The sequence below is a fragment of the Pseudomonas moraviensis subsp. stanleyae genome, from assembly GCF_036283065.1.
Taxonomy (GTDB): domain Bacteria; phylum Pseudomonadota; class Gammaproteobacteria; order Pseudomonadales; family Pseudomonadaceae; genus Aquipseudomonas; species Aquipseudomonas stanleyae.
On sequence record NZ_JAADJI010000002.1, the window covers coordinates 350,090 to 366,979 of the forward strand.

Consider the following 16,890-nt stretch of genomic DNA (forward strand, 5'->3'; position numbering starts at 1 on the left):
TCCTACTGAACAAGTGGGAGTCGGTTCGTCCGTGAAGCAGACCGCGGATGAGAGTCTGCGTCGCGGCCATTAACAGTGGGTTAACGGCCGTTCAGGGCAAATATTGCGGGGTGTTTCAGATGGATCACCGCCGCAGCACACCCAATAGCATGCACAAAAAAGGGCCCTCGCAGGCCCTTTGTCGTTTTACTTCTGCGCCACCTCTGCCGGCGCAGGCGGTTTGGGCTTCATCAGGCTGAAATCAATCAACGCCCGTTTCGCCGTCTGATACGGATCGCCAATCAGCAGCTTGCGCGGTACGAAGCTGTCGCTGACCAGGCTCTTGCTGCGATCCAGTTCATCCGAGCTCAGCCCGGCCAGATCCGCCCAGGTGTGGATGAACTGCGAGCTGCTGTACGGGCGGCTGAGGTCGCCGGCGAAGTTCCAGTCGTGATTTTCCTTCCACTTCGGCGAAGCCCAGGCCATGAAGGGGATGGTGTACATCGGCGCGGTCGGTTTGTTTTCGTTGCGGCCCAGCGTGCTGTGGCCGGCCGAGTCGAACACGTCTTCGCCGTGGTCGGAGAGGTACAGCAGGAAGCCATTCGGGTCGGACTTGGCGTAGTCCTTGATCAGGCTTGAAACCACGAAGTCGTTGTACAGCACCGCATTGTCGTAGCTGTTGTAGGTCGGCAACTGGTCATCGCGTACGCCGGCCGGTACGCCCTGGCGATCCTGGAACTTGTCGAAGGTCGGCGGATAGCGGTACTGGTAACTCATGTGCGTGCCGAGCAGGTGCACGACGATCAGTTTGCGTTCAGCCGGATCAGTCAGAGCCTTGTTGAAGGGCTCGATGACGTCACCGTCGTACTGCGCGGCGTTCTGGTTGCGGTTGTTGTTCAGGTACACCTGCTCGTCGGCCTGCTCGGAGAAGGTCGTGAGCATGGTGTTGCGCTTGGTCATGGTCTGTTGGTTGGTAATCCAGAACGTCTTGTAGCCGGCCTGTTTCATCACGCTGACCAGCGACGGCGTCGACAGGTACAGATCCGGATTCTGCTCATCGGCGAAGGTCAGCACTTGCTGCAACGCCTCGATGGTGTAGGGGCGCGGAGTGATGACGTTGTCGAAGATCGCCAGTTGATCCTTGAGCTTGTCCAGTTCCGGTGTGGTGTTGCGCGGATAACCGTAAAGGCTCATGCGCTGGCGGTTGGTCGATTCACCGATCACCAGCACCAAAGTCGCCGGTTGCCCGGCCGAGGCGTCCTTGAGGTTTTTCAGCGGCGGGATCTTGCTCGCGCTGTCGAGCATGCCTTGCATGTCGGCGAGGGTTTCCTGATAGCGGTGGTAGGCCACTGCCATCTGCCAAGGCACGGCGGGTTCGATACGGGTTTCGAATTTCTCGAAGCCTTGGGCAAAGGTGCCCATGCGCAGGGTTTGCTTGACCAGCGGGTAGCCAACCACGGCAACCACAATTGCCGTTGCAGCGACCAGGGCGCGGCCGCGCGGCATGTACACCGGGCGCAGACGTGTCCACAGGAAGTATGCGAACGCGGTGTGGGCGAGGAATGCCGGGACCATCCACCAGGCAAAATACTGCGTCATGTACTCGCCGGCTTCAGACACGTTCGATTCGAACATGATGAAGATGACGCTCTGCGAGAATTCCTGCTGATAAATGAAGAAATAACCGAGGCTGGCCATCGAGCAGGCCCACAGCACCACGCCGATAATTGCAGCGAGCAGGCGAGTCTGTTTGGGGAACAGCAACATCGGCGCCAGCCACAGCGCGCTCATCACGAACGCCTGGCGGAATCCGGTGAAGCCGGATGTGCCGGTCAGCTGGATCAACAGTTGGGTGATACCGGAGAAGTACCAGAAGAAAACGAACAGCCAGATGAATCCGGCCCAATCGAAACCATTCGCAGTCGTTTTGCTGCGTTTGAACAATGCCATTCAGCGCTCCAGCTCAATCATCAAAACCACGCCGGAACGCTTCCATGACACCGACGAACAGAGGCCGTACGCGCAGGTACGGCCAGAATGGGGCGGAGTATCCCCAAGGGAATGTGAAAGATTTGTTAAACGGCGCTTTTATGTCGCGTCAGGCGGTCAGAGGTGCAACGTGTCGGGAACGACGGGGGCCGTTCCCGAAGCAGGCGGAGATCAGGCGTGGGGCGCGCGCTGCACAACCGGACGCGGTTGCGGCTGCGAGCCTTGGGTCAATGCGCGCAATTGCGCCAATTCGTGCTTCAACTGGTCGCGCTCGTCTTTCAACTGGCGCAATTCATCGCGACGGATCGTAACGTAGAGGGTTTGTGGCGGCATTGCTGTGTGTACTGTGCCCATTGCTCACCTCGCAAATGGCGTGCATCAACTGTAAGTCACTCCTCGTTCCGAGGCGCTTGACTTACTATCGGCGCCAATTTTGATTTCTTTTGCCCTGGAAGGGAACTTTTTTATTTTTCATGGTCGGTGTGTCTTCGGCAGGATTCGGGGCGTTATCACTCTGGATCGGGCACAATGCCCGGAAACTTCATCGCAACGCTCTGGACTAACCTCCATCAGTCGCGTTGGGCTATAACCAATGACACACATTTATTTGTAGTAAGGAGCATCAGCACATGCAACTCGGGATTATTGGACTGGGCCGCATGGGCGGCAATATTGCGCGACGTCTGATGCTCAACGGGCATACCACCGTTGTTTACGACCGCAATACCGCTTTCATCGATAACCTGGTCGCCGAGGGCTCCACCGGCGTCGCTGACCTGCCAGCACTGGTTGCCGGCCTCGACAAGCCGCGCGCTGTCTGGGTCATGCTGCCGGCCGGCGCACCGACCGAAGACACCATCAACACCCTGAGCGAACTGCTCGAACCCGGCGATACCATCATCGACGGCGGCAACACCAACTATAAGGATGACATCCGTCGGGCCAGGACTCTGAACGAGAAGGGCTTGCACTACATCGACGTCGGCACCTCCGGCGGTGTCTGGGGCCTGGAGCGCGGCTATTGCATGATGATCGGTGGCGACGCCGAAACCGTGCAGCGTCTCGACCCGCTGTTCGCCGCACTGGCGCCGGGCATGGGCGACATCCCGCGCACCAGGGATCGCAAGTCCGACGACCACCGTGCCGAACACGGCTACATTCACGCCGGTCCCGCCGGCGCCGGGCACTTCGTGAAGATGATTCACAACGGCATCGAGTACGGCATGATGGCCGCGTTTGCCGAGGGCTTCGACATCCTCAAGACCAAATCCAGCGAACGTCTGCCGGAAGATCAGCGTTTCGACCTGAACGTGGCCGACATCGCTGAAGTCTGGCGTCGTGGCAGCGTGGTTTCGTCGTGGCTGCTCGACCTGACCGCCGATGCGCTGGCCAGCGATCCGAAGCTCGACGGCTTCTCCGGCTCGGTAGCCGACAGCGGCGAAGGCCAGTGGACCATCGAGGCAGCCATGGAGCAAGCGGTGCCGGTGCCGGTGCTGTCCAACTCGCTGTTCTCCCGTTACCGCTCGCGCGGGCAGGGCACCTTTGGTGACAAGATCCTGTCGGCACAACGCTTCGGCTTCGGCGGCCACGTGGAGACCGCGAAAAAATGACCCGTACGATCCGCAGAAAATCCAAGGCAGAACCCGCACCACCGACCACGCTGTTCCTGTTCGGTGCCCACGGCGACCTGGTCAAGCGCTTGCTCATGCCGGCGCTATACAACCTCAGTCGCGACGGCCTGCTCGACGAGAATCTGCGGATCGTCGGCGTTGATCACAACGCCATTACCGATGAAGCCTTCGCGCAGAAGCTCGAAGACTTCATCCGCACGGAAGTGGCGGCGAAGGTCGGCAAGGGCGATCAGATGCTTGATCCGGCCTTGTGGGCCAAGCTCGCCAAAGGTATCAGCTACGTCCAGGGCGATTTCCTCGACGACAGCACCTATTCAGCCCTGGCGGAGAAGATCGCCGACAGCGGCACCGGCAATGCGGTGTTCTATCTGGCCACCGCGCCGCGTTTCTTCAGTGAAGTGGTGCGCCGCCTCGGCGCTGCGAAACTCCTTGAAGAAACCCCCGAAGCGTTCAGAAGGGTGGTGATCGAGAAGCCGTTCGGCTCCGACCTGCACACCGCCGAAGCCTTGAACGCTTGCCTGCTGAAGGTCATGAGCGAGAAGCAGATCTATCGCATCGACCATTACCTGGGCAAGGAAACCGTGCAGAACATTCTGGTCAGCCGGTTTTCCAACAGCCTGTTCGAAGCATTCTGGAACAACCATTACATCGACCACGTGCAAATCACCGCGGCGGAAACCGTCGGCGTCGAAACCCGTGGCAGTTTTTACGAACACACCGGCGCACTGCGCGACATGGTGCCCAATCACCTGTTCCAGTTGCTGGCCATGGTCGCGATGGAACCGCCGGCGGCGTTCGGCGCCGATGCGGTGCGTGGCGAGAAGGCCAAGGTGGTCGGAGCGATTCGGCCCTGGTCCACCGAAGAAGCCCGGGCCAACTCGGTGCGCGGCCAGTACAGCGCCGGCGAGCGCGATGGCCAGCCGTTGAAGGGTTATCGCGAAGAAGCCAACGTCTCGCCCGACAGCACCACTGAAACCTATGTGGCGCTGAAGGTGATGATCGACAACTGGCGCTGGGTCGGCGTGCCGTTTTACCTGCGCACCGGCAAACGCATGAGCGTGCGCGACACCGAAATCGTCATCTGCTTCAAACCGGCGCCGTATGCGCAATTCCGCGACACCGAAGTCGACGAGTTGCAGCCGACTTACCTGCGCATCCAGATCCAGCCAAACGAAGGCATGTGGTTCGACCTGCTGGCCAAACGGCCGGGCCCGGCGTTGAACATGGCCAACATCGAGTTGGGTTTCGCCTACAAGGACTTCTTCGAGATGCAGCCCTCGACCGGTTACGAAACCTTGATCTACGACTGTTTGACGGGCGACCAGACTCTGTTCCAGCGCGCCGACAATATCGAGAACGGCTGGAGAGCCGTGCAGCCGTTCCTTGATGCCTGGCAGCAGGACGCCAGCGTCGAGTTGTATGCCGCTGGCGACGATGGCCCGCAAGCCGCCGAAGACCTCCTGACTCGCGATGGCCGCGTCTGGCATGGTCTCGGATGAGTGAGTCGGCGAAACAACCCATCCGTTTTCTGCTCAGCGACATGGACGGCACACTGTTGCTGCCGGATCACACGCTGAACCAACGCACCATCGACGCGGTTCGTTCGTTGCGCGAGGCCGGCGTGCTGTTCAGCCTCGCCAGCGGGCGCCCGCCGAAAGCCATGTTGCAGCAGATCGAGGCGCTGGGCGTTGATCTGCCGACAGCGGCATTCAATGGCGGCACCATCGTCAAACCGGACGGCACGCTGCTGGCCGCGCATTATTTGCCGGCAACCACGGCGCTGATTGCACTGGCCCTGTTTGCCGATCAGCCGGAGGTGGAAATCTGGGTGTTCAGCGGCGGCGACTGGCTGCTCAAGGACCCGCACGGGCCGATGGTCCCCCGAGAACAGAGCGGCCTTGGCTATCCGCCGGTGGTGGTGGAAAGTTTTGAACCGTACCTGGAGCACATCGACAAGATCGTCGCCACCAGCAATAACACTGAGTTGTTGATCGAACTGGAGGCGCAGCTGCTGCCGAAGGTCAACGGCATGGCGCAAGTGTCGCGTTCACAACCGGTGTATCTCGACGTCACTGCGCTTGAGGCCAACAAAGGCACCGCACTGACAACGATTGCCGAATACCTCGGCGTGCCGCTGGAACAGACCGCCGTCATCGGCGACGGCGGCAACGACCCGGCAATGTTCAAATGCGCCGGATTGTCGATTGCCATGGGCCAGGCGGAGGAGGCCGTGAAGCGCCAGGCTGATGTCGTGACCGCGCCGAATACCGAAGACGGCGTAGTTTTGGCGATCGAGAAGTACATCCTCCCGCATTGACGCAACACCAAAACCAATGTGGGAGCGGCACATTCAACATCTTCATTGCCTGACCCAACGCATTCGCGAGCAGGCTCGCTCCCACAGGTTTTTGCGGCGCGTGCAAAACCCCCGGTAGCCCACGAAACCCAATGTGGGAGCGAGCCTGCTCGCGAAGGCGTCGGCACATTCAACACCTCATTGCCTGACCCAACGCATTCGCGAGCAGGCTCGCTCCCACAGGGTTGTTCAGTGTGGCTTAGAGCCAGTAACTCACCGCATACCAGCCCAGCAACCCCATCACCACGGTGTACGGCAGCGCCATCCACACCATGCGCCCGTACGACAAACGCACCAGCGGCGCAATCGCCGAGGTCAGCAGGAACAAAAACGCGGCCTGACCGTTCGGCGTCGCCACACTCGGCAAATTGGTCCCGGTGTTGATCGCAATCGCCAACGTCTCGAAGTGCTCCCGGCTCATATGCCCGGCGAGAAACGCCTGTTTCACTTCGGTGATGTAAATGGTCGCGACAAACACGTTGTCGCTGATCGCCGAGAGCAGGCCATTGGCGATAAACAACATCCCCGGCTGTTGATCCACCGGCAGCGCCAGGACCCACTGGATCAGCGGGGCGAACAGCTGCTGTTCATGAATCACCGCCACCACGGCAAAAAACACCACCAGCAGCGCGGTAAATGGCATCGCATCCTTGAACGCACTGCCGAGGCGATGCTCGTCGGTAATCCCGGTAAACGCGGTGATCAACACAATCACCATCAAACCGATCAGGCCGACTTCGGCGATATGAAACGCCAGGCATCCAATCAGAATCAGCGCCGCCGCACCTTGCACCAGCAGCGCAGCGGTCTGCCGTGGCGTGCGCTCGGCATTGTCCTCGGCAGCGTAGTTGGCCAGCACAGCACGCACGTTATCCGGCAACAGCGTGCCGTAACCGAACCAGCGCAGCTTCTCCAGCAGCACGCAGGTGACCAGACCCGCCACCAGCACCGGTAGCGAAACCGGGGCAACCTTGGTGAAGAACTCACCGAAATGCCAGCCCATCTCATGACCGATCAACAGGTTCTGCGGCTCACCCACCAAGGTGCAGACACCGCCGAGCGCCGTGCCGACCGCGCCGTGCATCAACAGACTGCGCAGGAAAGCGCGGAATTGATTGAGGTCTTCGTGATGCAGCGTCGGCAGGTGGCGGTCATCACTGAACTCGCTGTCCTGACGAGGATCATTGCCCGAAGCGACCCGGTGATACACCGAGTAAAACCCCACCGCCGCACTGATGATCACCGCCGTCACGGTCAGCGCATCCAAAAACGCCGAAAGAAACGCCGACAAGAAGCAGAACATCAGCGCCAACATGGCTTTCGAACGCACGCCCAACAGCAGCCGTGAAAACAGAAACAGCAGCAGGTCCTTCATGAAGTAAATGCCGGCCACCATGAACATCAGCAACAGGATGACCGGGAAGTTGTGCAGCAACTCGTCATACAGCGCTTGCGGTGTGGTCATCTTCAGCAGCAACGCTTCAATCAACAACAAACCGCCCGGCATCAACGGATAACACTTGAGCGCCATGGCCAGGGTGAAGATGAACTCGATCACCAGCAACCAGCCTGCCGCGACCGGGCCGATGGTAAACAGCACCAAAGCATTGAGAATGAGAAAACCGACGATGGTCGCCTTGTACCAGCGAGGCGATTGCCCGAGGAAGTTGTGCGCGAACGCCTGGGCGATTGAACCGGACATCGGCTGCTCCTTTTATTTAGAAGCGCGAAAGTTGCCGGATGTTTCAGGGAAGATCAAGTCGCCAGTAAACGCGATCCTCATGTCGGCTGTTTAATGCTCTATGGATTGAGATAACGCGCAACCATTGCCCGGTAGTTGCCATCCAGCGAATACCCGCCGACCACAATAGCCCCGTCAGTTTGTACGGCCAGCGAATTGGCTGTATCGAGACTTCGCCCCAGTCGCGTGCGCAACCAGCCGTGGCCCTGGCCGAACGCTGGGTCGAGGCTGCCATTGGGTTGATAGCGGGCAACGATGAAGTCCGCCTCGACCCCGCCGATGGTTGCCCCGACAGCGATGATTCGACCGTCGCGCATCAACTGCGCGGCGTTCCACTGGCAACCGTTGGGACCCATGTCCAGCACTTGCGGCAGGCCATGGTGACAGTGCAGGTCCGGACGGCCATTGGCGTGCAGGACGAACGTAAGGCAGCGGATCGGATCGCGGCTGCTGCCGAAACAATAGAGCCTGTCGTCGGATTCGATGATCTGGCTGATCTGAGCGCTGTTGCCGTGCGCCTTGAAGGCCATGAAGCCGTCGACGGCAAAGCGCTCATCGAGGCTGCCATCGGGGCGATACACCGCCAGCAGGCCTTGTTGCGGGAAGTCGATCGAGCCTGCGACGACGATGCGCCCGTCCTGCTTCAACAGCAGCGTGCTCAGCCAGGTATTGAGCAGCAGGTGGCGGACCATGACAAATCCGCGGCCGTTGAAGGATTCGTCCAGTTGGCCGTCGGACTGCAGACGAATCAGCATCCCGGCGTGATCGGCGAGGCTGAAATGATGGTTGGCGATCAGCAGAATGCAACCGTCTTCCTGCACCGCAAAATCACAGGCTTCGACACCCGGCACGCCCGGCGGCAGCCAGCTGTCGCGGGTGCCTGCGGACAGCTCGCCGGGCAGGCGCACGACCTGGAAGCCGTCATCACCGAAGGTCCGATCTGGCTGGCCGTTGGCATCCAACAGGGCGAAGGCGGGGAGGGTGCGATGGCTGTCTTGATAATGCAGGCCGGCCAGCAGAATCCTCCCGTCAGACAACACCTGAACCTTGCCGGCCCTGGCTTCGAAACCCTCGACGAAGCTGCCGATCACGCTGCCCTGAATGCCAAATGACAAATCCGCCGAGCCATCGGCCAGCAACCGCGCCAGGCCAAAACGACTGCCCTTCGGCGTACCGACTTTGGCAGCGACCAGAATCCGCCCCTGCGCATCGAGCGCTACGTGCTGAGTCTGGCTGGACAGACTGCCGGCAAAGTACACCTGCGCGACACCGCCAATGGCGAATGTCGAGTCGAGCGAACCGGGGTTGTTCCATGCAGTGGGCAGCGCAAAAGTGTTCAGGGTGGACATGCACGCATCTCCTTGCGAGTGAACCGACACCCAGTGATTGGGCGGCTGACTGCACGAGCGAAACATTCAATCCCTGAACCGCGAGAAGTACAACTGGACGAATTAACAGAACGACGGTCGCACTGTGCCAGAACAGTGTCTTGTTGAACCAGTCGCAAGCGAGCCAAGCATTCAGGCAAGACCTGAACCGGGAACTAACGGCTTTCCCATAAGAAAAGGGCGGATGACTTTATGTCATCCGCCCTGGTTCGGTTATCAGTGTGGCATCGACCACGATTGCAACTTGTGGCCGTCTTCGCTCAGTTCGGCGCGGGCCTGCTGCAGCAGTTGTTCGAGTTGCGCCGGGTCAGAGTAGGCGCTGCTCGGGATCTGTTTGCGACCGATGTGGGAGTTGGTGCGGTCGACGACGGTCAGGCTCAGCTCGCCATTGCCGTCTTGTGGCGCCCAGGCCACGCATTGAAAAGGCTTGAACGCGTGGTTGGCAATCAAAAGAGCTTCGTTGATACGGAGCGGGGCAGTCATGGGGTCTTCTCTCTATTAGCGCCCAATCAAGTGATGTGCCGTCGGTTGGGCTTACCGTGCGGCTGGTTACTTGTACTGATGCACGCAACCGGGGGGCGGGTCACAAGTGAAACAAAGAAATTTCAGGTTCTTTACATAACGGCCGTTGGTTTCGGTAATCCTGCACAAGTCCGAACACCGCGCTGAATTCACCCCTCACCCCAGCCCTCTCCCCGAGGAGAGGGAGCCGATTGGTGGGCTTCTCAAACTAGAGTTCGACTCGATAATTCAGGTCGGTGTTGTTCGAACAAACACCACGGTCAATTCCCTTTGTCTCCGGGAGAGGGAGCCGATTAGTGGGCTTTTCGGAACTTCAGTTCGACTCGGTGTTTCAAGTCGGCGTACTTGGCACAAACACCGCGGTCAGTCCCCTCTCCCTCGGGAGAGGGCTAGGGTGAGGGGCTGCTCTTTGACACAACGCAAATAGTCGATAGCTAACTAACAACCAGTTTTCTTATAACTCTTTCAACAACCTTCATATAAGCAATCGATACAAGCCCCCGTCAAAATCTTGCTAGTGTTACAACCGGGTCTGCCAAATGACTGTTTTTACAATCATTTATAAAATTTGGCGCCAAGGAGCAGTCATGAGCGAAGCGCCTGCGTCGAGACGTTTATTGGTGGTCGATCCCTGCGACGACTGCCATCGCCTGCTGCCCGGATTGCGCGCCGTGGGTTGGGATGTCGACAGTTGTAATCTGGAAAACGCCAGCGACCGCGCCTGTGACGTCGGCCTGCTGCGCTTACAGCCGTTCCACCTGGAACGTCCCGAAGCAGTAAAAGAGTTGATCAGCCGCAGCGGCACCGAGTGGATCGCCGTACTCAATCAGGAAGTCCTGCGCTTGCAGAACGTCGGTGACTTCGTCTGTGAATGGTTTTTCGATTTCCACACCTTGCCCTTCGATGTCTCTCGCGTTCAGGTAACCCTCGGCCGCGCCTTCGGCATGGCGCGCCTGCGCGGGCAGGGCACGATTCATGTTGACCAGCCGGAGCACGAACTGCTCGGCGACAGCAAACCGATCCGCGAACTGCGCAAACTGCTGAGCAAACTCGCACCAACCGAATCGCCGGTGCTGATTCGCGGCGAAAGCGGCACCGGCAAAGAACTGGTCGCGCGCACCCTGCACCGACAATCCCAGCGCCACAACAAACCCTTTGTGGCAATCAACTGCGGGGCGATTCCCGAGCATCTGATTCAATCCGAACTGTTTGGCCACGAAAAAGGCGCGTTTACCGGCGCCCATCAGCGCAAGGTCGGGCGCATCGAAGCCGCCAATGGCGGGACGTTGTTCCTCGATGAGATCGGCGACCTACCGTTGGAGCTTCAAGCCAATCTGTTGCGCTTCCTCCAGGAAAAGCACATCGAGCGGGTAGGCGGCAGCCAGCCGATCCCGGTGGACGTCCGCGTTCTGGCCGCAACCCACGTCGACCTGGAAGCGGCGATCGAAAAGAAGCGCTTTCGTGAAGACCTTTATTACCGGCTCAACGTACTGCAAGTGGTGACCGCGCCGCTACGCGAGCGTCATGGCGACCTGTCGATGTTGGCCAACCACTTTTCGCACTTCTACAGCCATGAAACCGGGCGTCGACCAAGAAGCTTTAGCGAAGATGCGCTGATTGCCATGGGCAAGCATGACTGGCCGGGAAATGTTCGGGAGCTGGCCAACCGGGTCAGGCGCGGGTTGGTGTTGGCGGAAGGGCGGCAGATCGAGGCGCGGGATTTGGGATTGATCAGTCAGCACTCGATCGCAACGCCGATGGGCACGCTGGAGGATTACAAAACCCGGGCGGAACGGCAGGCTTTGTGTGATGTGTTGAACCGGCATAGTGATAATTTGAGTGTGGCCGCGAAAGTTCTGGGAGTTTCGCGGCCAACTTTTTATCGGTTGTTGCATAAGCATCAGATTAGGTGAGTGTCGATTTAATTTTTATAATTATAGGTTTAAACACCAATCATAGTTTTCTCAGTCTTAGGTTTTTGATAGAGAAAATGTGTGTGGGGCTGTACGCACTAAAAGCCAGCATCAAAGTTCCCGGCGTAGAAAACTCAGCCGAGCAAAAGCGTACGATTGTTGTCTGCCATATTTCGCTTTTAGCGACTTGCCCGGAATGCGCTGCAACGCCATTTTGAGAAAGTCCAATGTCTAACGTAGTTGAGGATCTGTGATCAAAGCTGAATTCGAGTGGAGAGTCCGTTTCGATCCCTTGAAAGCACTTGCTAACCGCTGTGCGGGGATGGAACGAGGGGGTACTGATTGATTCTAAAAAGTATTCGTTCTTGGCAAGCGTAATCTTTGATGGAATTTGATGATTGGATAATGCCCAATGATTCCAGTCATACCCCTCAAACGTAGTCAAATCATCCAACCCCGCCTTAACCCCATAACTCCTCACCCGACACGCCACCGCCTCACTCTCAACCGCCCCCGAATACAAACCCACCTTCAAAACAACAACCAACGTCGAGCCCGCCTTACACTCGCGCAACCACTCCACCTCAGCCAGATAACTTAACCCCACCGCCTGATCATGCACCGTCCCCGCAAATTGCTCCTTGACCCGCTCCCCACCACCCGCAAACGTCTCCACATACTTCAACCAAATCGGACACCCCAGGCACTGAAACGGCCAAACCCCACACAACACCTTCGTGTCATCCCTGATCAACCCGACATCCAGCACCTCGCCATCAAACCCCTCGATCTTCGGCATCGGCATGCTCGACTGCAGCAAGTCGCCATTCACCAACGTCACACTCTGCGCAGGCGTCGGCTGTCCATTGACGATCAAGTTGTATTTCAGCTCTACATTGCGCTGCAGATTCGCCCCGGTAACAGGGGAACCGATTTCAAATTGCACCTTCGATTGTCCCGCCACCGGCTTTTGTTGGGGAGGCACTGAGCCGGCGCCGGGTCTGCCGATTACTTCCAATTGCACTTGGTCATTTGCACCCACGGTCGAGGTATCAAAGACCACGGTGAAGCCATTCTGATGCCGGTTCGGGTCAAGTTTGTAATCCGGCGCCTCAACCACTGTCGGCGGTTTCAACTGCCCGACTTCGCCGGTGACCGTGACGACCACGTCATTGGACTGTCGCTCAGGAACGCTCGCCCGGAGCAACTTGTAGTTGGCCGTGGCCTTGCCATTGACCATGGATCTGATATCGGCATTGGGCAGCTTGAAGTCGAAGTGGCCAGGCACGGCGCCGACCGTGTGCACCAACGGCCCGATCGTGACGGGTACGCCCGCCGGGGTCTGGCCGGTACAGCTCAGCTCGACCTTGTCTCCAACCTGGAAATCCGGCTGGGTGAAGTAAGCCCGGGCAATGGCGTCGCTTGTGCCCAGGTCTTTCAGGTCGATGGTGGTGACGTTCTGATTGTTGACCCAGATCGTTGGTGCCGGCAAGCGGCTGATGTTGAGGTTCACCGAGACATAGGTGACTTTCGCCCACGGCGCGTTCGGATCCGGCAGATTGCCGACCCGGTCGATCACCTGATAGCTCACTTCGATCCTGCTGCCGTTGCCTTGCTCCCTGATGACGCCCTCGTTGAAAAGGACGAAGATCGGATTGTTGAGCGGATCTTCGATCTGCTCTTTGGTGACCGGGTAGTACGTCACCACCTGATCTCCCCAACGGCAACGAATGGTGTCGAAGACGGCGATGTTTTCATAGGGAACGATGTTGATGCGGATTCCCTGCCGGGCCATTTCCGCATCCACCCCTTTTGATGGGTCAGGGCTGAGCGTGTAGAGCAGGCCGGAATGGCCTTCCTCGCTGTCGCGATCCGGGCCAGCAGGCCGTGTAAGCTGGATCCACACATTCAGGACCGGCTCGGAGCTCACCGGCTCCTGAGGCACGCGCTTCACGGTGTAAAAGACAAGCGCCGCGCCATTGGTGACCTGAGCCTTGGGGACGGTGAATTTCAGCCGTGTATTCAGATTGCGCTCATCGACCGGTATCGTCCCGACAATGACGCCATCAAAAGACATTTGGCATTCATCCTTCAGCGCCATGTTCAGCCACGGATCTACGAAGATGTGCAAATCGTCCTTGACGGTTTCCAGTGAAATGCCGCCGTGATAGTTCTCCGGCGTCTGCAGATCGACCTGACCTTGTATGAGGGGAGGACTCAGGGCAAGAATGCGGTTTTCTTCCAGCGGCTGGCTCATGGCAGTGCTCCGTTATGGGCCTGGTTGCAAGTGCCAGGCGCTGGAGTCATGAAAGCGGATTTGCGGGCCGGGCGCACCTGTCAGATCTGACAGGTGCGGGCGTATTTCCGATGAGTGGTCACGAGCAAGAGCCTGAAGATCAAAAGATCGCAGCCTTCGGCAGCTCCTACATTTGGATTGCGTAATCCCTGTAGGAGCTGCCGAAGGCTGCGATCTTTTGCTTTTGCCTAGAAGTAATACGGGAATTTCAGACTGAACGAAAAGTCCGGCGCATCATCGGTCATGCCGATCGACAAGTTCGGCACGATCGTCAGGTTGTCGGTGGCCGCAATGGTCATGCCGACGTTGAAGTAACCGGCGTTGGCGTCACTGGAAACCACAGATTCCCAATCGCCGCCGTCCTGTTTCAGCTTGCTCTTGCGTTGCACCAGGTCGGAAACCGAGAACGACATACTCATCTTCTCGTTGAGTGCGAAGGCGATACCGGCGCCGATCTGGAAGCTGTCGCCAATCTTCACCTTGCCCGGGGTTTTCTGGTTGACCGTGGAGCTGATGTCGTCGAACGACTCCTCCAGGTTGTGGGTGTAGGAGAGGCTGCCGAACAACACCGCCGGGTCAAACGTCTTGACCAGCGAGATGCCCGGGGTGATCGACCAGACGCCGTTGCCGGTGGGCAGGGTGTCGGGGACGAACAGGTTGGAGTTGGCGTCGGTCTGGCGCAGTTTGATGCCGAACGGGTCCTTGCCGGTCGGCGCCTTGACGCGCAGGGTGACCACGGCGTCCGGGGTGTTGACCGACTCGTCGAGGAACTTGTAGGCGATCCCGAAGTTGACGTCGCCGATGGTTGGATCCTTGGTCACGGTTTCTTCGGTGGTGACACCGGCCGCGCCCTGGTTGCCGCCGCCGGACTGATAAGTCGACTCGCGGTAAACCACCGGCACGTTCAGGTCGAACTGCCAGCGGTTGTCGAAGTTGTAGCGGCCGGTGAGGTCGAGGGTCCAGGTGTCGGCCTTGATCCGGTCGAGGTTGATGTTGCCGAGAAAGATCGAATCCAGCGCGAGGAAACCGTTGAGGATCAACTGGCGGGTGTCGTAGCGCGAATAGGTCAGGCCGGTTTCGACGCTGAACTTGCCGCCGCCGAAGAAACCGCTGGCTTCGTCATACAGGTTGGAAACGCTCTGCGCCGGTTGCGAATCATCGGCCAGCGATTGACCGTAAGAAGCGCCGCTGCCCCCGGCGGCGCCTCCCGATGCGGCGGCCGCACCGGTGCCTGTGGCGGCTCCGGTAGCGACGCGATTGCCTTTCATGTCGGACGGCGATTTGGCCAGCCGTTTAGGCGGTGGGGCGGCGGGTGTTTCTTCTACCTGGCGGACCCGTTGTTCAAGTACCGCCAGCGCTTGTTGTTGTTGTTCGTATCGTTGTTTCAGTTCCAGAAGTTCCCGTTTCAGGGCTTCTACATCGGCGTCGGGTGCTGCTTGCAGCATTGCCGCCGGGAGAAGGGTACTCAAACACACTGCAACACGCAGTGATACTGATCGATACATGAATAAGCCGTCCCTTTAAGCCCAATGATCGAGACTCAGCGTAGTTCAATATCCGATATTGCGTAGGGCCCCGAGTTGGGTCAGGTTGCAATCCAGTGCACCGGCGCTTCTGCCGTTATTGTTAAGTACGACGTTGAGTTGCGTAAGGTTGTTGACCACGTTGGCGCTGCCCAGCAAACGGGTGTTCTGCAGCAGCCCGCCCTGGGCGACCTGTTGCAGCGCGGTGCCTTGATTGCCGCTGGCCTGAATCGCCATTTGCACGCCACCGCCGTTGGCCGAAACCGCGACACTGCCGGCGCCGTTGCTGCCGCTGATGGTCTGCCCGGCGACGAGGGCCTGGCCTTGCGACGGCACCAGCGCCGGCGCCTGACTGGCTTCGCTGACGTTGATCGCGACGTTGTTGTTGGCAGTGTTGCCATCACCGGCGGCGCGCACGCTTTGCGTCACACCCTGGCTGCTGTTGAGCCCGGCGCCACCGATGACAGTGCCGGTGGCCAAGGTGGGCGTGCTGCCGTTGCCCGACTCCTTGATGGTCGAGACGTAAAATTCCGGTTTGACGGTTGCAGCCTGGATCTGCATCGAGGTCGCAGCCCCGATCAAATCGCCGCTGGCGTTGCGCCAGGTGCTGCTCATGACAATGCCGAAGCTGATGATCCGCCCCGGCATGACGTAACGACCGCGCAGCTCGGCGAGCTCCTGGTCCTTGATTTCGATGGGTTTGAATCCGGCATGGGCTAAACCTGACGCACTCGCTGCCAGGCAGGCGGCGGCCAGCCAGTATGAGCTTTTCATCTGCTGCTCCCGGGACATCCAGTCCCATTCTCTAACTCGGCGATTAAAAGAAGTCGCTCTGAATGAACCCGAAATCCATCAGTTCCGCATCTTTGACCGGGTTGAAACCGTCCAGCGAGTTCTTCGCCGTCAGCGGCACGGGAGGGCTGCGCAAGGCGTTGGCCTTGTCGTAACCGGGGCCGACGATGGCAAAGACAATGCCGTTCCAACCTTTGACAAAGTCGTCGTGCTTGTAGCGTTTGTGGCCGAGAACCGGGTCACCGATGTAGACCCAATCCTTGTCCGAACGCTGCAGGACGACGAAATGCTTGTAGCCGCGAATGTCCATCAGGACCACCACCGGAATGGTCACCGCTTCGAGTTTCTCGGGCGGGATCCGGTAGCCACGGGCACGCATGCCGATGCTTTCTACGTAGCGCTTCATGTCGAGCATGGAGAAACCCTGGGTTCGCACCAGGTCCTGGTCAGCGTTGACCAGCATGCCTTTGATGATGTGCTCCTCATCGACGTCGAGCCAATAGGCCTGGCGCAGAACCGTTGCCAGTGCAGCAGCGCCGCAGCTGAAATCGGTTTTCTGTTCGACGATGTCGGCAAACTTGCGCTCACGAATGCTTTGCACGTCCTTGTAGACCAGCACGCCACCCGGCAGGGCAGCGACGGGCATCTGCGCAGCCTGAGTCAGGCCGCACAGACAAAGCAGAGCGAGGAGAGCAGGAGTCCGCATGATCGAATACGCCTTGTGGAACCTGGGAAAAAGCCCCGTTGCCGGGGCTTTCGT

The 16,890-nt window shown here is 59.0% G+C and carries 13 protein-coding genes; 4 read left to right on the top strand and 9 right to left on the bottom strand.

Going from position 1 to position 16,890, the window contains the following annotated elements; all coding sequences use genetic code 11:
* Positions 1–186 precede the first annotated feature (186 nt).
* Entirely contained in the window at positions 187–1,929 is a 1,743-nt protein-coding gene (locus GXB78_RS04025) for a phosphoethanolamine transferase CptA (RefSeq protein WP_329514401.1), read from the bottom strand.
* 210 nt (positions 1,930–2,139) lie between these two features.
* Positions 2,140–2,322, bottom strand: a complete 183-nt coding sequence (locus tag GXB78_RS04030; RefSeq protein WP_016774671.1) for a DUF6026 family protein — start codon at positions 2,320–2,322, stop codon at positions 2,140–2,142.
* A 275-nt stretch (positions 2,323–2,597) separates the two neighbouring features.
* Here GXB78_RS04030 and gnd point away from each other — a divergent pair, with 275 nt between their 5' ends.
* The 3 genes from gnd to GXB78_RS04045 are packed head-to-tail and all read left to right on the top strand — an operon-like array spanning position 2,598 to position 5,916.
* Positions 2,598–3,578: a phosphogluconate dehydrogenase (NAD(+)-dependent, decarboxylating) gene (gene gnd, locus GXB78_RS04035; protein ID WP_312999414.1), complete on the top strand. Its 981-nt coding sequence runs from the start codon at positions 2,598–2,600 to the stop codon at positions 3,576–3,578.
* The gene (gene zwf / locus GXB78_RS04040; RefSeq protein ID WP_329514402.1) at positions 3,575–5,098 is read left to right on the top strand and encodes a glucose-6-phosphate dehydrogenase; all 1,524 of its coding nucleotides are present in this window, start codon (positions 3,575–3,577) and stop codon (positions 5,096–5,098) included. Before gnd ends, zwf begins: the two co-directional genes overlap by 4 nt.
* On the top strand, positions 5,095–5,916 hold the full coding sequence (locus tag GXB78_RS04045; protein ID WP_329514403.1) for an HAD family hydrolase: 822 nt from the start codon (positions 5,095–5,097) through the stop codon (positions 5,914–5,916). The genes zwf and GXB78_RS04045 overlap by 4 nt, the downstream gene beginning before the upstream one ends.
* A gap of 238 nt (positions 5,917–6,154) precedes the next feature.
* On the opposite strand, the gene nhaB is transcribed toward GXB78_RS04045, so the two are convergent.
* The 3 genes from nhaB to GXB78_RS04060 form a co-directional block, all read right to left on the bottom strand.
* The gene (gene nhaB / locus GXB78_RS04050; protein ID WP_329514404.1) at positions 6,155–7,657 is read right to left on the bottom strand and encodes a sodium/proton antiporter NhaB; all 1,503 of its coding nucleotides are present in this window, start codon (positions 7,655–7,657) and stop codon (positions 6,155–6,157) included.
* Between the two features lie 98 nt (positions 7,658–7,755).
* A complete protein-coding gene (locus GXB78_RS04055) occupies positions 7,756–9,045 on the bottom strand; it encodes an NHL repeat-containing protein (RefSeq protein WP_329514405.1) in 1,290 nt (429 codons plus the stop codon).
* A gap of 255 nt (positions 9,046–9,300) precedes the next feature.
* On the bottom strand, positions 9,301–9,567 hold the full coding sequence (locus GXB78_RS04060) for a hypothetical protein (protein ID WP_016774677.1): 267 nt from the start codon (positions 9,565–9,567) through the stop codon (positions 9,301–9,303).
* Between the two features lie 626 nt (positions 9,568–10,193).
* On the opposite strand from GXB78_RS04060, the gene GXB78_RS04065 reads away from it, so the two are divergent.
* Complete coding sequence (locus tag GXB78_RS04065; protein ID WP_329514406.1) at positions 10,194–11,519, top strand: sigma-54 dependent transcriptional regulator; 1,326 nt, start codon at positions 10,194–10,196, stop codon at positions 11,517–11,519.
* A gap of 40 nt (positions 11,520–11,559) precedes the next feature.
* Here the strand turns inward: GXB78_RS04065 and GXB78_RS04070 are convergent, their stop codons facing one another.
* From GXB78_RS04070 to GXB78_RS04085, 4 genes are all read right to left on the bottom strand, one after another.
* On the bottom strand, positions 11,560–13,776 hold the full coding sequence (locus GXB78_RS04070) for a hypothetical protein (protein ID WP_329514407.1): 2,217 nt from the start codon (positions 13,774–13,776) through the stop codon (positions 11,560–11,562).
* A 227-nt stretch (positions 13,777–14,003) separates the two neighbouring features.
* Positions 14,004–15,320: a hypothetical protein gene (locus GXB78_RS04075; protein ID WP_329514408.1), complete on the bottom strand. Its 1,317-nt coding sequence runs from the start codon at positions 15,318–15,320 to the stop codon at positions 14,004–14,006.
* 45 nt (positions 15,321–15,365) lie between these two features.
* On the bottom strand, positions 15,366–16,112 hold the full coding sequence (locus tag GXB78_RS04080; RefSeq protein WP_329514409.1) for a hypothetical protein: 747 nt from the start codon (positions 16,110–16,112) through the stop codon (positions 15,366–15,368).
* Between the two features lie 43 nt (positions 16,113–16,155).
* Positions 16,156–16,836, bottom strand: coding sequence for a C39 family peptidase (locus GXB78_RS04085; protein ID WP_039760558.1), 681 nt, complete (start codon positions 16,834–16,836; stop codon positions 16,156–16,158).
* Between the last annotated feature and the right edge of the window lie 54 nt (positions 16,837–16,890).